Origin of the sequence: Ralstonia sp. TCR112, assembly GCF_007997035.1 — a bacterium.
GTDB lineage: Bacteria > Pseudomonadota > Gammaproteobacteria > Burkholderiales > Burkholderiaceae > Ralstonia > Ralstonia edaphi.
In genome coordinates this window covers 14,437-29,131 of record NZ_VOSS01000044.1, presented here as the reverse complement: position 1 = coordinate 29,131, position 14,695 = coordinate 14,437, and the positions used below count along the sequence as shown (strand labels likewise).

General features: G+C 58.5%; 29 protein-coding genes. 8 read left to right on the top strand and 21 right to left on the bottom strand.

Annotated elements, in window-relative coordinates:
- Nucleotides 1-50 precede the first annotated feature (50 nt).
- From FUT88_RS13325 to FUT88_RS13315, 3 genes are all read right to left on the bottom strand, one after another.
- Entirely contained in the window at nt 51-1,208 is a 1,158-nt protein-coding gene (locus tag FUT88_RS13325) for an acyltransferase family protein (protein ID WP_147215767.1), read from the bottom strand.
- A gap of 220 nt (nt 1,209-1,428) precedes the next feature.
- Nucleotides 1,429-2,133 (bottom strand): hypothetical protein, encoded by a 705-nt coding sequence (locus tag FUT88_RS13320; protein WP_147215765.1) that lies wholly within the window; start codon nt 2,131-2,133, stop codon nt 1,429-1,431.
- Nucleotides 2,130-2,990, bottom strand: coding sequence for a GDSL-type esterase/lipase family protein (locus tag FUT88_RS13315; protein WP_261797147.1), 861 nt, complete (start codon nt 2,988-2,990; stop codon nt 2,130-2,132). The genes FUT88_RS13320 and FUT88_RS13315 overlap by 4 nt, the downstream gene beginning before the upstream one ends.
- A 109-nt stretch (nt 2,991-3,099) precedes the next feature.
- Between FUT88_RS13315 and FUT88_RS13310 the strand changes: the two genes are divergently transcribed.
- Genes FUT88_RS13310 through FUT88_RS13275 form a run of 8 tightly spaced genes read left to right on the top strand, consistent with a single transcriptional unit; the run spans nt 3,100 to nt 6,798 of the window.
- Nucleotides 3,100-3,390: a hypothetical protein gene (locus FUT88_RS13310; protein ID WP_147215763.1), complete on the top strand. Its 291-nt coding sequence runs from the start codon at nt 3,100-3,102 to the stop codon at nt 3,388-3,390.
- Nucleotides 3,387-3,830 carry a lysozyme gene (locus FUT88_RS13305; protein ID WP_147215761.1) on the top strand — a complete coding sequence of 148 codons (444 nt, stop codon included), beginning with the start codon at nt 3,387-3,389 and terminating at the stop codon, nt 3,828-3,830. The genes FUT88_RS13310 and FUT88_RS13305 overlap by 4 nt, the downstream gene beginning before the upstream one ends.
- A 56-nt stretch (nt 3,831-3,886) precedes the next feature.
- Complete coding sequence (locus FUT88_RS13300; protein WP_147215759.1) at nt 3,887-4,450, top strand: hypothetical protein; 564 nt, start codon at nt 3,887-3,889, stop codon at nt 4,448-4,450.
- Between the two features lie 2 nt (nt 4,451-4,452).
- Entirely contained in the window at nt 4,453-4,662 is a 210-nt protein-coding gene (locus tag FUT88_RS13295; protein ID WP_147215757.1) for a hypothetical protein, read from the top strand.
- A 2-nt stretch (nt 4,663-4,664) separates the two neighbouring features.
- A complete protein-coding gene (locus FUT88_RS13290) occupies nt 4,665-5,177 on the top strand; it encodes a hypothetical protein (RefSeq protein WP_147215755.1) in 513 nt (170 codons plus the stop codon).
- A 2-nt stretch (nt 5,178-5,179) separates the two neighbouring features.
- Complete coding sequence (locus tag FUT88_RS13285; protein ID WP_147215753.1) at nt 5,180-5,416, top strand: hypothetical protein; 237 nt, start codon at nt 5,180-5,182, stop codon at nt 5,414-5,416.
- 4 nt (nt 5,417-5,420) lie between these two features.
- Nucleotides 5,421-5,633, top strand: a complete 213-nt coding sequence (locus tag FUT88_RS13280; protein ID WP_147215751.1) for a hypothetical protein — start codon at nt 5,421-5,423, stop codon at nt 5,631-5,633.
- Between the two features lies 1 nt (nt 5,634).
- Nucleotides 5,635-6,798: a LysR family transcriptional regulator gene (locus FUT88_RS13275; protein WP_147215749.1), complete on the top strand. Its 1,164-nt coding sequence runs from the start codon at nt 5,635-5,637 to the stop codon at nt 6,796-6,798.
- On the opposite strand, the gene FUT88_RS13270 is transcribed toward FUT88_RS13275, so the two are convergent.
- From FUT88_RS13270 to FUT88_RS13185, 18 genes are all read right to left on the bottom strand, one after another.
- Nucleotides 6,795-7,028: a hypothetical protein gene (locus FUT88_RS13270; protein ID WP_147215747.1), complete on the bottom strand. Its 234-nt coding sequence runs from the start codon at nt 7,026-7,028 to the stop codon at nt 6,795-6,797. The genes FUT88_RS13275 and FUT88_RS13270 overlap by 4 nt on opposite strands.
- Nucleotides 7,029-7,036: 8 nt before the next feature.
- Complete coding sequence (locus FUT88_RS13265; RefSeq protein WP_147215745.1) at nt 7,037-7,417, bottom strand: phage protein NinX family protein; 381 nt, start codon at nt 7,415-7,417, stop codon at nt 7,037-7,039.
- Between the two features lies 1 nt (nt 7,418).
- The gene (locus FUT88_RS13260) at nt 7,419-7,688 is read right to left on the bottom strand and encodes a hypothetical protein (protein ID WP_147215744.1); all 270 of its coding nucleotides are present in this window, start codon (nt 7,686-7,688) and stop codon (nt 7,419-7,421) included.
- Between the two features lie 26 nt (nt 7,689-7,714).
- A complete protein-coding gene (locus tag FUT88_RS13255) occupies nt 7,715-7,969 on the bottom strand; it encodes a hypothetical protein (RefSeq protein WP_222614268.1) in 255 nt (84 codons plus the stop codon).
- The gene (locus FUT88_RS13250; RefSeq protein ID WP_147215740.1) at nt 7,966-8,634 is read right to left on the bottom strand and encodes an HNH endonuclease; all 669 of its coding nucleotides are present in this window, start codon (nt 8,632-8,634) and stop codon (nt 7,966-7,968) included. Before FUT88_RS13250 ends, FUT88_RS13255 begins: the two co-directional genes overlap by 4 nt.
- On the bottom strand, nt 8,631-9,908 hold the full coding sequence (locus FUT88_RS13245; protein WP_147215738.1) for a hypothetical protein: 1,278 nt from the start codon (nt 9,906-9,908) through the stop codon (nt 8,631-8,633). The genes FUT88_RS13250 and FUT88_RS13245 overlap by 4 nt, the downstream gene beginning before the upstream one ends.
- A gap of 156 nt (nt 9,909-10,064) precedes the next feature.
- Nucleotides 10,065-10,253, bottom strand: a complete 189-nt coding sequence (locus FUT88_RS13240) for a hypothetical protein (RefSeq protein ID WP_147215736.1) — start codon at nt 10,251-10,253, stop codon at nt 10,065-10,067.
- Nucleotides 10,250-10,600 carry a hypothetical protein gene (locus tag FUT88_RS13235; RefSeq protein ID WP_147215734.1) on the bottom strand — a complete coding sequence of 117 codons (351 nt, stop codon included), beginning with the start codon at nt 10,598-10,600 and terminating at the stop codon, nt 10,250-10,252. Before FUT88_RS13235 ends, FUT88_RS13240 begins: the two co-directional genes overlap by 4 nt.
- 11 nt (nt 10,601-10,611) lie before the next feature.
- Nucleotides 10,612-11,019 (bottom strand): recombination protein NinB, encoded by a 408-nt coding sequence (locus FUT88_RS13230; RefSeq protein WP_147215732.1) that lies wholly within the window; start codon nt 11,017-11,019, stop codon nt 10,612-10,614.
- A gap of 1 nt (nt 11,020) precedes the next feature.
- Nucleotides 11,021-11,302, bottom strand: a complete 282-nt coding sequence (locus FUT88_RS13225; protein ID WP_104565629.1) for a hypothetical protein — start codon at nt 11,300-11,302, stop codon at nt 11,021-11,023.
- A gap of 9 nt (nt 11,303-11,311) precedes the next feature.
- A complete protein-coding gene (locus FUT88_RS13220; RefSeq protein WP_147215730.1) occupies nt 11,312-11,998 on the bottom strand; it encodes a hypothetical protein in 687 nt (228 codons plus the stop codon).
- Nucleotides 11,999-12,008: 10 nt separating this feature from the next.
- Complete coding sequence (locus FUT88_RS13215; protein WP_147215728.1) at nt 12,009-12,671, bottom strand: AAA family ATPase; 663 nt, start codon at nt 12,669-12,671, stop codon at nt 12,009-12,011.
- Between the two features lie 191 nt (nt 12,672-12,862).
- The gene (locus FUT88_RS13210; RefSeq protein ID WP_147215726.1) at nt 12,863-13,048 is read right to left on the bottom strand and encodes a hypothetical protein; all 186 of its coding nucleotides are present in this window, start codon (nt 13,046-13,048) and stop codon (nt 12,863-12,865) included.
- A 223-nt stretch (nt 13,049-13,271) separates the two neighbouring features.
- Nucleotides 13,272-13,460 carry a hypothetical protein gene (locus tag FUT88_RS13205; protein WP_147215725.1) on the bottom strand — a complete coding sequence of 63 codons (189 nt, stop codon included), beginning with the start codon at nt 13,458-13,460 and terminating at the stop codon, nt 13,272-13,274.
- On the bottom strand, nt 13,457-13,669 hold the full coding sequence (locus FUT88_RS13200; RefSeq protein ID WP_147215723.1) for a hypothetical protein: 213 nt from the start codon (nt 13,667-13,669) through the stop codon (nt 13,457-13,459). The genes FUT88_RS13205 and FUT88_RS13200 overlap by 4 nt, the downstream gene beginning before the upstream one ends.
- Nucleotides 13,653-14,105 (bottom strand): HNH endonuclease, encoded by a 453-nt coding sequence (locus FUT88_RS13195; protein ID WP_147215721.1) that lies wholly within the window; start codon nt 14,103-14,105, stop codon nt 13,653-13,655. The genes FUT88_RS13200 and FUT88_RS13195 overlap by 17 nt, the downstream gene beginning before the upstream one ends.
- Nucleotides 14,106-14,123: 18 nt before the next feature.
- Nucleotides 14,124-14,420, bottom strand: coding sequence for a hypothetical protein (locus FUT88_RS13190; RefSeq protein WP_147215719.1), 297 nt, complete (start codon nt 14,418-14,420; stop codon nt 14,124-14,126).
- 29 nt (nt 14,421-14,449) lie between these two features.
- On the bottom strand, nt 14,450-14,695 hold the full coding sequence (locus FUT88_RS13185; protein WP_147215717.1) for a hypothetical protein: 246 nt from the start codon (nt 14,693-14,695) through the stop codon (nt 14,450-14,452).

Here is a 14,695-nt window from a genome sequence, read left to right as displayed (position 1 = left end):
GCCCAATCTGGTCAGGAAACGATGACGCCTCCTTCATACTGATCATGCATTCACGCGATCTGCGCCGACTTCCCAACGGCCTCCTTGTTCTTCAGTAACGGCTTCCTGTACGTTCTAACGAACGGGTATTCGACAAGGAATGACAGTAGCCACGCCAAGACGGAGGAAAAGGGTATGAGCATGACCGCCATTCCTGGAAGTGGCATGCCCTTAATCCACGCCAGCAATGGAGCGTCGCGATAGGCCCAATACACCTCCTGCACGAAGATATGCACAAGGTAGAGAGAGAATGACAGCCGTGCGATGATGATGACCGGCAACGACCGGCAATTCATCCGATAGACAGCCGCGAGGATCGCCGCGAAACAGACTCCGAGCATTGCCGGAAACCACAACGCGGCAAACCGTGTCGTCTGTGCAGAATGGCCCCACATGCGCGAGTTCACAAGATAGGTTATCGACGCAGCGAGAATCGCAAAGCCAATCGAAAAGGCCACCATGCGCTGTCGTGAATCTAGCTTGACCATCCTCACAACGAGCGCCGTCAAGACGCCCCATGCGAGCGTGTCATAGCGAGAACGGAATTGGAGCCAACTTGAGAAGTACCAGTACAGATCATCTGGCGCATAGTGGTAGTTTGCAACGTAACGCACAACTGGCGCGCTCACACAAACGATCAGCAGCGAGATCAAGAGCGCCTTGCGGCTGTGAAACAGGCTCCAGACGGTCGCGATGAAGATTGGGCAGAGCAGATAGAAATATTCCTCAATCACAAGGCTCCAAGTGCCACCTGGCACGAAGTTTCCGTCACCAACCCAATCGAAGTACCAGATTGAAGAGGTCTGCATGAAGGTCAGGGCCGCTGCGATACTGCCGACCGACTTCCACGATAGCCCGCTGATAGGCAAGCCAATCATCACCGATTTGAGCGCAATTACGGTGTAATAGAGGGGCAGGATGCGAAGCGCGCGGTGGCCGTAGAATTTTCGGTATGACCATGCGCCACGCTCGACCTTGTCGATAATCGCCCCGCCGATGAGGAAGCCCGAAAGCACAAAGAAGAGATCTACACCTAGCCAGCCGGGATTGAGCATCCCGAAATGGAAAAATACTACCGAGCACACGGCAATCGCTCGAAGTGCATCAACGCCGCCCATTTCTCCCGGGGTCGTAAGGTACGAGGTGTGTTCGGCGAAATAGCGTTTCATTTTGGCTCCGTTGGCGGCCGCATTCTATCGCACCGACTACGGGCAATTTAAGTCAATAGCATCCCGCCGCGAGCGGGCATTTTCATTTCTGGGAGCCTGAGGTCTGAACCAACATGTTCCCGCAGGAGAGAAAGCGGAACCAGCCTGCCCGCCTGGGTAGCGGGCAGAGAATCACTATTACTCTCTAGACTTCTTTGCGGCGCCATGATTGCCTTTCGCCTCAGAAGCGATAACGTACCAGTACCAGATCCACGGAATGCCAAATCGAGGGTGCCATGTTGCTGCTGGACGGTTTGAGGAAGAAGTGCTGATAGACGAGCGAGACGTTGCCGTACGAGACAGATGCACCGACAACTATGCCACCTCGCCATCCATCAGTGCTGGCGACGCGCAGATTGATCGGTGACGCCGTGGGCGTCGCATGCCAGTTGCCAACATCCTCAACCCACGTTGCGCGGTGCAGCGTGGGGCCAGCCTCAATGCCGAATCGCCACTTTCCGACATCGTAGTGCGGCTCAAGAGTAATCAGAAACGCCTGAGCGTGCCCAGTGCCACGGAAATTTGCGAGCGGCCAGCACTCTCCATTGCAACCAGTCGCCGAGCGGGGGTTGTAGTTATCGTCACTGGGCGTTGCCAAGCTCTGCGTGTGAATCTGCCCAAGCCACGCCCAGTCGGCGTGCCACGAGACCCCCCAGCGCGAGGCGCGATACAAATCACCGGTAATCCCGGCTTCAAAGGCGGGCGCCGTAAGTTGCAGCTTGTGCTGGAAGTGCTCCTGCACCCAGTACCCATCTTGCCCTCGGCTGTATGCCGAGCCGCCGACGCCAGCCTCAAGGTGGATCGGTGTCTCGGCGTGCGCAGCAGTTGCGCAGCCGATCAATACCGTCAGCGCCGCAGCCTTCCAGAATTTGACAGAAATTTTCATGATTGGACCTCAACAAAAAATTGAATAAGTGGCGCCAAAAGATCCGCTTGCCGCTTTCCCTTGATCTGCAACATCCACTCATCCGGATAGAAGCAGCCTTTCATGTGTGACTGCCAATTCGGCAGCGTCTGGATGTAGTCGAATTGCTTGACGATCGGCACGTTGAACTGCGCTGCGGCGTCGTTCATGGCGTCCACGTAGGCCGCAAGCTGCGGATGGTCGCCGTCGCAAACCGGGCCGGGTTCTTCAAGCACTGGCGTTTTGCCAGCCGCTCTAATTGCGGCGATCCACTGCGCGAGGTATTGCCGATAGTCGACCAGCGTCTCGCCGCCGAGCGCGTCGTTGATCGCATGGTTGTCGATCACGATGCTCGCCGCAGACGTCTTGATTCGATCTGCAAACGGTGCGCCGTTGCCGTCCATGCCGAGCATTTCGTTCTTGAGGCTGCTGGAGCCGCCGCCAGTGGCGTAATTGGCGATGGTGACGGCAGTGTCGTTCAGCGTTGCTTGCAGCAGCGATTGGGATTGATCCGTCTCGTTTTGCTGGGCGCGACCCATCATTGACGTCATGCCGGACATGGCATCATCACCGTAGACATCAATCAGAACCGCCTTCTGCGGTTTTGGCGCTGGCTGTGGGGTCGGCGCAGGCTGTGGCGCAGGGCTCGGTGCAGGGGCGGGAGTCGGCTGCGCAGGTGGCGCAGCAACCGGTGAGGTCGCGCTGATGGGCGCTGGCGTTGCCACAGGCGCCGGCGGCGCGGGTTGGCTTTGCGTTGCTTGGCTTTGATCTTCACCGCCGCCGCAAGCAGAAAGCGCCGCGCAAACAGCCGCAAACACAAAATTTCGAGTGGTTTTCATGTCGTTCTCATTGGTGACTAATGAGATAACATGTTATCACAAGGTTTTCAGATTTCAAGAAGACAATCCAGCCGCCTCCGGGCGGTTTTCTTTTTCCGGGGGCATCTCCATGGATTTCACGACGGGCGCCTTTGGCGCTGCTGCAGCTGGCGTTTTCGCGGTCTTCGGCTGGTTTCTGAAACGGTCCATCACCCAGTTGGATGACAAGCTGAAGAATCAAGACGACGCCATCAAAGAGCAGCGCAAGGATTTCGACGCGCACCGTTTGCACGTGGCCGAGCGATACGTCACCAGTGACGCGCTTCAGAAGGCGATTGATGCCTTCAACCGGTCCATTGATGCCGTATTTGCGAAGCTGGAGCAAATCGACGGCAAGCTCGACAAGAAGGCCGACAAATGACCCGCCAAGTCTCTCCGAATGGCGTCGCGTTCACCAAGTCGTTTGAGGGCTGCAGGCTCAGTTCGTACCCCGATCCCGGTACCGGTGGCGCGCCGTGGACGTGTGGCTATGGGCACACGGGGCCGGACGTCAAGCCGGGCATGACCGTTACGCAGGCGCAGGCCGATGCGTGGATCGTCGAAGATCTGGGGCGGGCGGCCCAGTCCGTGAATTCCCTTGTGCATGTCGTGCTGACGCAGAACCAGTTTGATGCGCTGGCCGACTTCGTATTCAACGTGGGCGCCGGCAATCTCCGTTCGTCAACGCTGCTGCGAAAGCTCAACGCGGGCGATTACGCCGGCGCGGCCAACCAGTTCCTACTGTGGGACAAGGCCGGCGGCAAGCCTCTCAAGGGGCTGACGAAGCGTCGCCAGGCCGAGCGCAAGCTGTTCCTCTCCTGATCCAAAGCCGTCCATATCTGCCCCGCCGCGCGCGGGGCTTTTCATTTGAGCGACCAATGACCGCGCCCAACAAAGAACATGAATACGCACACGCCTTGAAAGAAGACGTGTTCTACCCGGAGCATCCGCCGCGCACCGAGTCGGCGACGTTCCGGGCAACAAAGCGCGCCGGCCATGCCGCGAAGCTGCCCTGCGCGATTTCGGGCGCGACGGAAGAGGTCGAGTACCACCATGTCTTTGTCGAAGAAGCGTTCATGAACGCCGTCGACTGGAAGATGGTCAAGGAAGTGGCCGCCGGCAAGCGCAAGTTCCTGCCTGTGCTGGATCTGAGCACCGACACGCCGACCGCTGAGTTTTGGCCGGTCGAGCAATCGCTGTTGTGGGCCGTGATCCAAGTCACGCGCGCCCGTGGCTTTGACTGGGAAGCATTCGATCCAGCCAAGCCCGAGACGTTCGTCGATAGCCCGGCAAACATGCTGATCCTGCACAAAAAGTTCCACCGTGGCCCGCAGCACGGAATCCACGCCGAATCGATGCCGATCTGGTCGTTCCAGCTCTGGCCGCGCATGCCCGGCTTCGTCTATTCGCCTGATGAGCTGAAAGGCTTCCACAAGGACTGACCATGCTGAAAAAACTGATGGAGATCGTCACCGACGACACGAACGTCACTCTTGAGCCGGCGTACGCGCTCGGCGCCGCCGCCTTCGTCGTCGGCATCGGCCTGGAAATCTATGCGGTGATCGCGGGCAAGACGTTTGACCTTCAGGCCTACGGCGTCGGCGTCGGCGTGTTGATCGCATCCGTGGGCGCCAGCAAGAAACTCGGGAGCTGACCATGAGCATGCTTGACCCACGATTCTGGCTGGCCGCCATCCTCGGCCTGGTTCTCGCGTTCGGCGCGGGCTTCGGCTCCGGCGACATGCACCGCATCAAGATCGAGAAGGCCGAGGCCGCAAAGGCTGCTGTGGCCGTCGCAAAAGTGGAGACGAAACAGGCCGAAGTGACGGCCAATGTCGCCCAGCAGGCCGCGCAGAGCCAGACCAAGATTCAGACCGTCTTCCGAGACCGGATCATTTACCGAGACCGCGAGGTTCCCCATGAAGTCATTGTTCACGATGACGCTGCTTGTCGCATCCCTGGCCGCTTTGTCGGCATGTGGAACAGTGCCAATCGCGCCGAAGTTCCCACAACCGCCGGCCTCCTTGATGAAGCCCCCAGTGGAGTTGTCCTCTCTGATGTTGAAGCCGAGCACGACCGGGAAGCTGAAGCCTTCCACGCAAACGCCCAGCAACTGAAAGACCTGCAGGATTGGGTGCGTCAGCAGGCCGCTGTTTCGCCGCAGGAGTGACCATGCTCGCATTCCTCAAACGCTACGCCATGAACTGGCTGCGCTGGCTGGATGCCGGCCTGAACGTGCTGACCGGCGGCGATGCCAACGAGATGCTGTCCTCGCGCGCCGGCAAGGCGCAACTCAAGGGCAAGCGCTGGGCCTGCGTTCTCTGCCGGTTCCTTGATCTGTTCCAGAAGGATCACTGCAAGCTGTCGATCAACACCGACGACGGCGCCAACGCAACGCTTCCGGACTGATTCCATGGCCACACGCAAGAAACAACCCGAGCCCGTCGAACTGCTGATCGCTTGCGAAAACTGCCGGTACTTCGTGCCCAAGGAAGGGCGTAACGAATGCCGCAGGAATCCGCCTGTAGTTGCTGTGGACTTCCAAGAGAGCAGCACCACCAGCGTCTTCCCTGTGGTGGATGCGGGCGAATGGTGCGGCTGCTGGGCCGCCAAACTGAATAGCTGACATGATCGATACCCGACTGAAAGAATGGGCAACGCCGCGCGATCTCCAGATTCTGGAAGCGATCGAATCGGAGGGGAGCGAGCGCAAGGCCGCAAAGCTGCTGGGCATCGGTTCGGGCACCGTGTCCGGGGCTGTTCGGCGGGTGAAGGTGAGGGCGTCCCGGGAAGGGTATGCGCCGGGGCACTGGACCGGCGGCGTCGCGCCAGGCTACTTGACGGGCAAGGTCACAGTTGCGGTCAATGCCAAAACCGGCGAAGTCGAGCGCTATTGGCAGCGGCAGCATCCTGACGCCAACCAAACTGAGGCCGCAATCCGTGCCGCAGCGGAAGCGATGGCAGAGACGCTGCCGCGCGTGAAGGCCGCCGCAGCCCCGGAAAAGACGGATGCTGCGCTATGCAATCTGGCCGTTTTTTCGGACTACCACATCGGCATGCTTGCGTGGGAGAAGGAGGGCGGCGCGAATTGGGATCTGAAGATCGCCGAGAAGGTCTTGCTGGCCAGCTTTATCCACATGATCGAATCGGCGCCGAAGGCAAAGACTTGCGTGTTGTGCCTTCAAGGTGATGCTTTGCACGTCGACTCGTTGTTGCCTGTCACCCCGGCGCACCATCACGTGCTTGATGCTGACGGACGCTTCTCCAAGATCGTCGGCGCTGCCGTGCGCGTGATTCGTCGGCTGATCGACCATGCGCTTTCAAAGCATGAGAACGTGCATCTGATCATCTGCGAAGGGAACCACGACGAAAGCAGCTCAGTCTGGATGCGTCACATGTTCGCGGCGCTCTACGAAAACGAGCCGCGGCTCAAGGTGAACGATTCCGAATTGCCGTTCTACGTGTATCAGCATGGCGAAACGATGCTGGCCTTCCACCACGGCCACAAGGTCAAGAACGAGCAATTACCGATGCTGTTTGCGGCGCAGTTCCCCAAAATATGGGGCGCCACGACCAAGCGATTTGCGCATTGCGGTCATCGTCATCACGTCGACGAGAAGGAATACGCCGGCATGACGGTTGTCCAGCATCCGACGTTGGCCGCTCGAGACGCCTACGCAGCTCGGGGCGGGTGGATTTCCGAGCGCGCGGCCAGCATCATCACCTACCACGAGAAATATGGGCAGGTGGCGCGCAATACCGTTTGCCCGGAGATGTTTGAGGCGGCCTAGCCCGCAGCCTGCTGTGCATCTTCCCGAAACGCGAAATCAGGGTCGTACTCGCCCCAATCTTCGCCGTCGTGGTTCACGCATCCCTTGTTTGAGCAGTAGCCCCAATAGTCCGTACCCCACGGCGGGGCGCCCATCTCATCATTACAGCAAGCATGAATCACCGGCCAGCCGCAGGCTTTGCAGAACAGGCCAGGCGCAATGCTGGCCGTGTTGGTCGGTTTCGCTTCCATCCTTCCTCCTAGCCAGCCGATCCCGACTGCGCGTCTGCCATATCTGGCACTTCATCCCCGAACTTACTCGCCACGTAGGCACGCATGGCGGCCTGCAAAGGGGTCTTGCCGATCTGCTCATGCTTCAATTCGTGGCAGGGCTCTCCGTACTCTGTCCCGACATTGAACCCATAGCCCGCACGCCATTCGCCGTACATCTTGACTGTTGAAATTGACTCGTTCTCTAGGATCGGGCCGGCCTGCGCCCAGTCGGTTGAATAATGCACGGGCACGCCGTTGAGCGTAGCGTGCCAGTTCTCGTCTTGTTCGAAATAGGCCGCTTCGCCATCACGCATCGCGCGCGCCACCCAGTAGTCCAGCAGCGCACCGCCTAATTTCTCGACTAGCATCTCACCCCTCCCCATGCTCGGGCTTGGCCCGCAGCTTCTTCAAGATCAGGCGCACCAGGCGCTCATGCACGCGGCGTAGACGCTCGTCCTCGCTCCAGTGGTAGCCCGGATCGAAACAGAAGCCGTCTTCGTACGCAGGCCTTTCGGACGGATATTTCTTAGCCAGCATGCAACCAGCTTCTGCTTTAGCCGCCGCTTTCGCTGTGAAGTACGCGCGCCCACGTGAAGGTGAGCGGTACACCACGCGCGGCACCGTCTCAATCATCGGCATCGCTCTCTCCAATGGCTGCGGCTGCGCTACTGGCAAACATGGCGTGTGATACCCGTGATGCCGTTTGGCAGCGCCTGGTCGTCTTCGGGCTGCAAGAACGGAGCCCCATTTCCTGCGGTCGCCTTGATGTAGTCCACCTCCACCTTGGCGCTATCGACAAGGACGCGGGCAACGTCCGCAACCGCGCGTGCACGCTCAACCTCCATGGGGTTGTTGCGGTCGCGGAGGTCAGCCAGCGTGTCAAGAAGATGCTGCCGAACGGTGGTCATGTTGTTGCTCACGATTGCCTCTCTTTCGCCTCGCGGACGATACGGTTTACCTGACGCGTGATTGCGCCCTTGAGTTGAACCAGCTTCGCCAACTCTGGATCACGCATTCGTGGATGGTTGCGGCGTGCGTTTTCGGCCATGCTGATGCACTCAATGCGGCCCAGCGTGATCTCCTCCAACTTGTTGGAGAACAAGCCGGGCCGGAAGACAACCATGTGCTTTGGCGGCAAAGGGCCATTGGCGGCACACCAGACGAGCTCGGCCACGGTTCGCCAACGCATGCTGTTCGATCCGCTGGCGTTGCTGATCTTCTGTTGCAGATGGCCTTCTTTGTTTAGGCGAAAGCTGCCAATCGGTTGCGTGTTGTGGGGCGACTGTCCCTTCTTAAACTGAGTCGCGCGACAGCCTTCCTGCACGCCAACAACGCCCGTGGTGCCTTTGTTCCAGGGCGTCAGGCCCTTGGCGAAGCGCATGCCGTTGTCTCGCGAGCCATCGAGCCGCCCGGAATCTTTGCTCTCCAGGAACGCGGCAGATTTGTGAAGGCCGAGCGCATACGCCTTGTTTGATACAGAGTAGGAGGGCCTATCCAGCACTCGCGCGAGATCATCCGTGCGCGAATCAGCATAGTTCCGTCTCAGAAGCTCGACCTCTGCGGGAGACCAAAGGCGCCGTTTCACTTCCCGCCCTCCTGCTGCTGCGTGGGGGCGGCGGCGATAGCGGCATCGATTGCAGAATCCATGTCAGTCTCGTCTACGCAATGCATGATCGGCGTCCACGCAATGTCTTCGCCCGCGTCGGGGTCAGCAAGCCACGCAGCACGCATCCAGCGATACCGCGCCGCATCCCGTGCATCCTCCGCCACGCCCGCCCGCTGGCCGGACTGGGCGGCTTTAGGTGGCAGGAATTCGCAATCTGGGAATTGCATCCAGCGCTTGACGTTCTTCGCCTTCATGTATGTTTCATCTGCGGTTTTGTAGTCGTAGGTGTATTCCTCCGGCAGCGCACGAAGTACTACACGCTCACCATAGATGGTTTCCGCGATGAACCATTCCTCGCGCTGCGGGAAAGGCGGCTCGCCGTCGTACCACGTCAGTGGCGCCAATTGGGGGGATTGGGCGGCTTTTACGGCAGATACAAAAAGATCGTGACCTCGATACATATCGTCTAAGGATCGGTATTCAGCGACCAAGCGGAACCGTTGTTTTGCCGGGTTGGGGTCGCCCTCAACTTGGGTAGTCAGGAACGGTGTGGCAACTGCCCGCTCATCCGCCCGCGGCTCGGCCTGCTGCTGGGCGGCTAGGCGGTGAATCGCTTTCACGGCGCACTCGATGCCGTTCCCGGAACCATCGAGATAGCCCGGCGCGACCTCTTTGAGCGCCTTCGCTACGGCCATCCATGCCTCGGTGTGCTCATCCATGTATGGCACGCGAACCGGATAGACATCGTGATTTCCTGCCGGCAAGCCTGGCGCGTAGAGCTTCGCGGCCGTCACCTCGCCGTTTTCGCTGACGGTGATATTGACGATAGGCCACACATTGTCGGTATCCGGCTCGGCCACAGTCGCGGCGCTGGCGCGGGTGAGGTTCGCGGCGAACGCCTTTTCAATCGCGGCTTTGTCGCCCCAATTCGTCATCACGATGCGCATTGCGTCTTCGACACTCAGCCCCGGCGCCGATGCTTCGGGGTCGTGCGCATCAAAGATCGCCTGCAGGTGTTCCGCCGTACCGGGCAGTCCTTCATCCTTGGCCCATTCGATGGCTTCGTACAGGGCGTCTAGCTCAGCTTCGTCGAAGTGAAACCTAGCCACGGGCCGCGCATCAGCCTGCGCGCGGAGCCCGTCAAGCGCTTCTAGCGCCTTGTGCACCTTTTCCTCGGTCGGGCCTGTGAGGTCAAACTCGATGTAGCCCAGCAATTCTCGGAGCAGGTTGATCTGCTGTTCACTCAGTTGCATTTCCATCCTCCAGCGCGGCGCTCATGGCTGCGTCGATTGCTTCTCTGAACTCTTCTTGAGTCGGTGGAGTCCCCACACCCTCTACATCAGGCGGAATCTCTTTGAGACAAATCTCGGGCAGCCAATAACCAAATCCATCACATTCGAGCTTCTGCCTCAACTTCTCCAGTAGCTCCCATCCCTAACCAACGGCTCAAGCGCGCGGGCGCAGGCGAGGAAGCCAACTAGACGCACATCCCATTCGTCGGCGTCGTCTTGCTCCCGGTAGCTTCCTGCGCTGTTAGGGCGCTCGCCAAATTCCTTGATGTACATCTCGCGCAACTGCGCTTCACGCTCGGGGGTCATGTGGAGTCTCCAAGAGCCTTAGCGATGGCGGCTCTAGCATTGCTGATGGCCTCAAGCTGATCCTCTTTGCCGTCCATGCGCATGCAGTACTCCATATCTGCGCCGAACAAATCTTCAAGAGCCTTCAGAAGTTCGGGCGCAGCGGCGATGAGATTCGCGTCTGCATCCAGCTTTTCATCGTTCCAATCTGTGCGCACAACTAGGGCAACAACGGTCCCATTCGCATGCACTGGGACAAACGATGTGCGGCCGGCATCGTGGTTGTCAGCGTTCCACGAATGTTCATCGAAGTACTTGCCGTCTTCGCCGCGCGTACTCCACGGCCCAGCGGTAAATCTCTTGTCCATGTCTTCCTCGGCTAGTCCCTGAACTCAAGGCCGAACTCTGCTGCGGCGTGGGATTCGATTGCGGTCAGAAAGTCCGCGAATTCCTGCTTGTTCAGCGTTGTCGTTGAAATGCCCCGCTCGATCCGCCGTCCGTCTGGCAACTCGATTTCCTCGGTTCCGATGTATCGCGCGCGGTAAAATTCTTTCCACGCCTCCATCTCGTACCGGCGCCCATTCAGGTAAGCGTTCTGCGAAATCTCGTTCAGCATCGCGTGCAGGCGCTTGTTCTGGTCTAGGCTACGCTTGGCGTGGTATTCAGATATATCCACAGCCAGCGGCTTACCAGCATCAGCCAGCGCCCTCCAGTTGTGCTTGAGAAAGTTCCACAGGGCTTGCGCGTTGGGTTCGCCGCGCAGGACGAAGGTTTTTGCAGCAGACATATCAACTCCAGGCGGCAGACTTCAATTCGGCACGTTGGGCTTGCAGCGCCTTGATCGACTTGGCGGACGTTTCCATCTCGTTGATCTTGTCGCGCATCTCGTCAAGAACATGCTTCACATCGTGTCCCTCTTGCAGATCACGAAGAACCGATGCCGACCGAGACGAGATAACGGCACAGAGCGTTTGCATGTTCCGCATCTCGTCATCAAGCGCGGACCGCACAGTTGCGTACTGGCCGCGCGCTCGAATCAACTCTTCTGGAATGTCTTTGAAATCGATCATGGCGGTTCATCAGATCAGGTGCCCAGCAAAGCCGCGCATGTGCTGAAGGAAAGGAATATCTGAGTCGTCAAAGCCTGCTCCGCCGCCATTCGATGCATTGGTATAGGCATTGGCAGAGCTATGGCTTGCTGCTGCGGGACGCTTTTTCAACGGACGGTCGGCCAGCAATGCCACACGTTGCGCAAGCGCTTCCGGAGTCTTTTTGCCGCTCAGAATTTCGGACGCGGTGAGTTCGGTTTGCGACTCAAACACGCCAACCAACTTTGCAGTCCACGCGGTTTCTCCGGGCGTCTTGCGGCTTTCTTCTTCGGTCTTCTGCAGCAGGAAGCCAATCTGCTTGTTGGCAAGCTCGGGGTATACCTGGCCTTGCTCCATGTATTCCTGCTTTGCCTCGCGGTCCCAGCGCTTGACCTGTCCGGTCACGGGCTTCATGTCACGCAGCTTCAGGCAGGTCATGAGCGCCATCACCAGATCGAAACCAGAGAGGCGCGTGCCGTCTTCTTTCTCGGTGTAGATGAATTGGCGCGTTTCGCGGCCATCGTTGGCTTGCAGGGTCAGAGCAATGCCTTTCGTGCCCGTGCGATCCGACTTGATGTCTTCGGCGCACAGGATGCGGCCAACATACTTGCCGGTTTCGGTGAGCCACTTGCCCGTGCTGTCAGCGTTCATAGCTGCTTGCTTATCGAGTGTGTACATGCTGGTTTCCTTATGCTGCTTGCTTGAGGTCGTAATAGGCAGTGATCGCCTTGTCCACCTGGGCGAGATCGTTCTCGATCAGATCGGATTCAAAGAGGCCAATCGGTGACTTCACCGTGTCTTGGCCGTTGTTCTTGGTGCTGAACATGTAGTCGCCGTTGGCAACCACGGTCCGCAGCACAATGGTCACAAGACCCTCCATGACGATCTTTTCGTCGAGCAGCTTGCCGATGGTCTTGATCTTGGTCTTACCGAAATCGTCTGTGCTGGTGTGGCTCAGGATGTAGACGCGCTTGTGATCCGGCAGCGAGGTCGATGCCATTAGCACATCCCATGCGTGGCGGGCGATTTCGTTGTACTTGGCGAATGCACCATTGCCGGTTTCGTTGTCCGTCACGCGGCGCATGAACTCGTTTGCAAGCACGTACTGGAAGTCATCAATGACAATGATTTCCTTGTCTGTGCGCTGCATGGCGGCAACGATATGGGCGCTGTTGTCGCTGACAAAAACAGATCCTCCTTGGCCCTTCACAACGGGCTTCCAGTCCGTCGAGCGAAACGGAAGCGGCTTCTTTACCGCCTGAATCAACAGCGTGTTTTGCGGGTCAAGGTTGCGGAGGCTCGTGCTCTTTCCGGTTCCGCTCTCTCCGATAATCATCGTCGCGATGCTCATTTCCTGATTCCTTTTCTGATTGGTTTAAAAGGGGCAACGATCCGGGTTGCCATGCTTGCGCAGCCATCGGCACCGCTGCCATTCGCGCATTGCTGCAACTAGTGCGGAGCGCAGATCGTGAAACACAGCTTCCATTTCTTTCCTCGTACCAAAACAAACAGTCAGCGGCGTCGTCTAGGTCGTCTTCCATGTCAGGCGCGAGCCAGAACGGTGACGTACCACATGACCCCAATGCATGCCCCGATGCCGATTGCATAGGCCCAGTCAGCGATACCCTTGCGTTTTTCCACCGACAGCCGCGCATACGGCCCGAATTTGGAAGAACTCAGCGAACGCGGTGTGCTGGCGTAGTGCCGTACGTCTTTCGAGAATTGCATTGCGATCTCCTGTTAGAGAGGGCGCCTGGCGGTGGGTAACCCAGGTGTCCCTTTAGCTTGGGATGCGAACCGACCAACTCGCGTCCAGTTGGCGCGCCGGAACTCTTCCCCTGTTCCTTCACCCTCTGTGATTGAGACTACGTATCGGCCGACAAAAGCCACCGGGGGCATCCAGAGGCATCGCAATCTCAATCACAGAGCGCCCATTACGCCGGGCGTAGCGTTAGTGCTTAAAAGGCCAGCCGCTGTATCGCAACGCTGGCAACCCATCCGCCCGATGCTTGATCTTCCCCATCATCTGCAGCAGCACGTAATCGGTGTCACGCACAAGCTTTGTCGTATCCACCACTGCTGCCGGGTCGATGTACAGGACGATTGCGCCCTGCACGCATTTCACGTCGCTTGAGTTCATGACTGGGCTCCTTCGCGGGCTTTGGCGATTGCCTCACGTGCCGCATGCGCGCAGTACGAAAAGTGCTTAAGGGCGCTATACGGCGAATCTTTGTTTGCATCGGCCCATTCGACGGCTTTTACGAACGATTCCAACGCCTCCACTAACTCCCCCACAAGGTTGTCGCGCTCGGCCAATTTGATCGCTGCGGCTTCATTTGTCATGCACATGGCTGGCTCCGGTGGCTTTGGCGCGAGCCATGTAATGCTCGGCGCCACGTTTAACTTTCTCAGCATGTTTGCTGCGTTTGATCGCATCGGAATGCTTCTTGCCGCGCGACGTTTTTCCGTGCAGATCACGATCTGCCGCGTTCTCTTTCTGGGTTCCCCACGCCAAGTTCTTGTAGTGCGGATTGAGCTTGTTGCCATCAAGATGTCGAATCTCGTACCCCGGGGCAGGCTGCGGCCCAATATGCGTTTTCACCACCAACGAATGCACAGTTACGCGCTTGCGCTTTCCGTTGACGATGATTCGCACTGACGGATAGCCGTGAGCGTTAAGCGTCTGAACCATCTCCCGCTTGCCCATGCCGCGCCAATTCGTATCCACAGAAAACACCCGGCCGTCATGCGTAACTTCATAACGCGGCGTGTACTTCGTATTCATGGTCAGGCTCCTTGGGGGTCAGGCGGCGCTATTGCGGAGCGCGTCCAGTGCCGCGCGTTGCATCTGCCCGCAAACATGCGGATAGCTGCCCGACTCGTAGGGGCGACGGTCCTCAAAATAGATTTGCGTGCCGCAAAACTTGCATGGCCGGAACGTGGACCGGCGCAGCACTCGCGCGAGATGTGCGTCAGCTGCAGCCTGCATCGCAGCATCAATTGGTGCGGTTTCTGCGGAATACGGCCCGGCAAATGGGCTGCCAAATTCCCAGCGAAACTGTGCAGCGTGTTCGTCGGCGATGTTTTCTTCGTTAAGCATGTCTGTCATCCCTCAGTGTCAGTGGTGGGTTAGGCGGCGCGCGCCTCAAGCTCAACAGCGATGTTTGCAAGCACTTCGGGCACCATCGATTTGTTCTCGTCATATGCCGCGTAGCGATGCACAAAATGCGCTCCGGGCTCGCAAAACAAAGCGCCGAAGCTAGCCTTGAACATCTGGACCTGCGTTGAAGTGCGCGGCTCGCAAAAGAAGCAGATGCGAGCTGCCGACAAAACGTCACTGAGTTCTTGCGTGTGAATGGTTTTCAGATCGCGCAT

Excerpts from the sequence above, each read along its gene's own strand:
- FUT88_RS13325 (WP_147215767.1), bottom strand. The coding sequence starts at position 1,208 with ATGAAACGCTATTTCGCCGAACACACCTCGTACCTTACGACCCCGGGA.
- FUT88_RS13320 (WP_147215765.1), bottom strand. The coding sequence starts at position 2,133 with ATGAAAATTTCTGTCAAATTCTGGAAGGCTGCGGCGCTGACGGTATTG.
- FUT88_RS13315 (WP_261797147.1), bottom strand. The coding sequence starts at position 2,990 with ATGAAAACCACTCGAAATTTTGTGTTTGCGGCTGTTTGCGCGGCGCTT.
- FUT88_RS13310 (WP_147215763.1), top strand. The coding sequence starts at position 3,100 with ATGGATTTCACGACGGGCGCCTTTGGCGCTGCTGCAGCTGGCGTTTTC.
- FUT88_RS13305 (WP_147215761.1), top strand. The coding sequence starts at position 3,387 with ATGACCCGCCAAGTCTCTCCGAATGGCGTCGCGTTCACCAAGTCGTTT.
- FUT88_RS13300 (WP_147215759.1), top strand. The coding sequence starts at position 3,887 with ATGACCGCGCCCAACAAAGAACATGAATACGCACACGCCTTGAAAGAA.
- FUT88_RS13295 (WP_147215757.1), top strand. The coding sequence starts at position 4,453 with ATGCTGAAAAAACTGATGGAGATCGTCACCGACGACACGAACGTCACT.
- FUT88_RS13290 (WP_147215755.1), top strand. The coding sequence starts at position 4,665 with ATGAGCATGCTTGACCCACGATTCTGGCTGGCCGCCATCCTCGGCCTG.
- FUT88_RS13285 (WP_147215753.1), top strand. The coding sequence starts at position 5,180 with ATGCTCGCATTCCTCAAACGCTACGCCATGAACTGGCTGCGCTGGCTG.
- FUT88_RS13280 (WP_147215751.1), top strand. The coding sequence starts at position 5,421 with ATGGCCACACGCAAGAAACAACCCGAGCCCGTCGAACTGCTGATCGCT.
- FUT88_RS13275 (WP_147215749.1), top strand. The coding sequence starts at position 5,635 with ATGATCGATACCCGACTGAAAGAATGGGCAACGCCGCGCGATCTCCAG.
- FUT88_RS13270 (WP_147215747.1), bottom strand. The coding sequence starts at position 7,028 with ATGGAAGCGAAACCGACCAACACGGCCAGCATTGCGCCTGGCCTGTTC.
- FUT88_RS13265 (WP_147215745.1), bottom strand. The coding sequence starts at position 7,417 with ATGCTAGTCGAGAAATTAGGCGGTGCGCTGCTGGACTACTGGGTGGCG.
- FUT88_RS13260 (WP_147215744.1), bottom strand. The coding sequence starts at position 7,688 with ATGCCGATGATTGAGACGGTGCCGCGCGTGGTGTACCGCTCACCTTCA.
- FUT88_RS13245 (WP_147215738.1), bottom strand. The coding sequence starts at position 9,908 with ATGCAACTGAGTGAACAGCAGATCAACCTGCTCCGAGAATTGCTGGGC.
- FUT88_RS13240 (WP_147215736.1), bottom strand. The coding sequence starts at position 10,253 with ATGACCCCCGAGCGTGAAGCGCAGTTGCGCGAGATGTACATCAAGGAA.
- FUT88_RS13235 (WP_147215734.1), bottom strand. The coding sequence starts at position 10,600 with ATGGACAAGAGATTTACCGCTGGGCCGTGGAGTACGCGCGGCGAAGAC.
- FUT88_RS13230 (WP_147215732.1), bottom strand. The coding sequence starts at position 11,019 with ATGTCTGCTGCAAAAACCTTCGTCCTGCGCGGCGAACCCAACGCGCAA.
- FUT88_RS13225 (WP_104565629.1), bottom strand. The coding sequence starts at position 11,302 with ATGATCGATTTCAAAGACATTCCAGAAGAGTTGATTCGAGCGCGCGGC.
- FUT88_RS13220 (WP_147215730.1), bottom strand. The coding sequence starts at position 11,998 with ATGTACACACTCGATAAGCAAGCAGCTATGAACGCTGACAGCACGGGC.
- FUT88_RS13215 (WP_147215728.1), bottom strand. The coding sequence starts at position 12,671 with ATGAGCATCGCGACGATGATTATCGGAGAGAGCGGAACCGGAAAGAGC.
- FUT88_RS13210 (WP_147215726.1), bottom strand. The coding sequence starts at position 13,048 with ATGCAATTCTCGAAAGACGTACGGCACTACGCCAGCACACCGCGTTCG.
- FUT88_RS13205 (WP_147215725.1), bottom strand. The coding sequence starts at position 13,460 with ATGAACTCAAGCGACGTGAAATGCGTGCAGGGCGCAATCGTCCTGTAC.
- FUT88_RS13200 (WP_147215723.1), bottom strand. The coding sequence starts at position 13,669 with ATGTGCATGACAAATGAAGCCGCAGCGATCAAATTGGCCGAGCGCGAC.
- FUT88_RS13195 (WP_147215721.1), bottom strand. The coding sequence starts at position 14,105 with ATGAATACGAAGTACACGCCGCGTTATGAAGTTACGCATGACGGCCGG.
- FUT88_RS13190 (WP_147215719.1), bottom strand. The coding sequence starts at position 14,420 with ATGCTTAACGAAGAAAACATCGCCGACGAACACGCTGCACAGTTTCGC.
- FUT88_RS13185 (WP_147215717.1), bottom strand. The coding sequence starts at position 14,695 with ATGCGCGATCTGAAAACCATTCACACGCAAGAACTCAGTGACGTTTTG.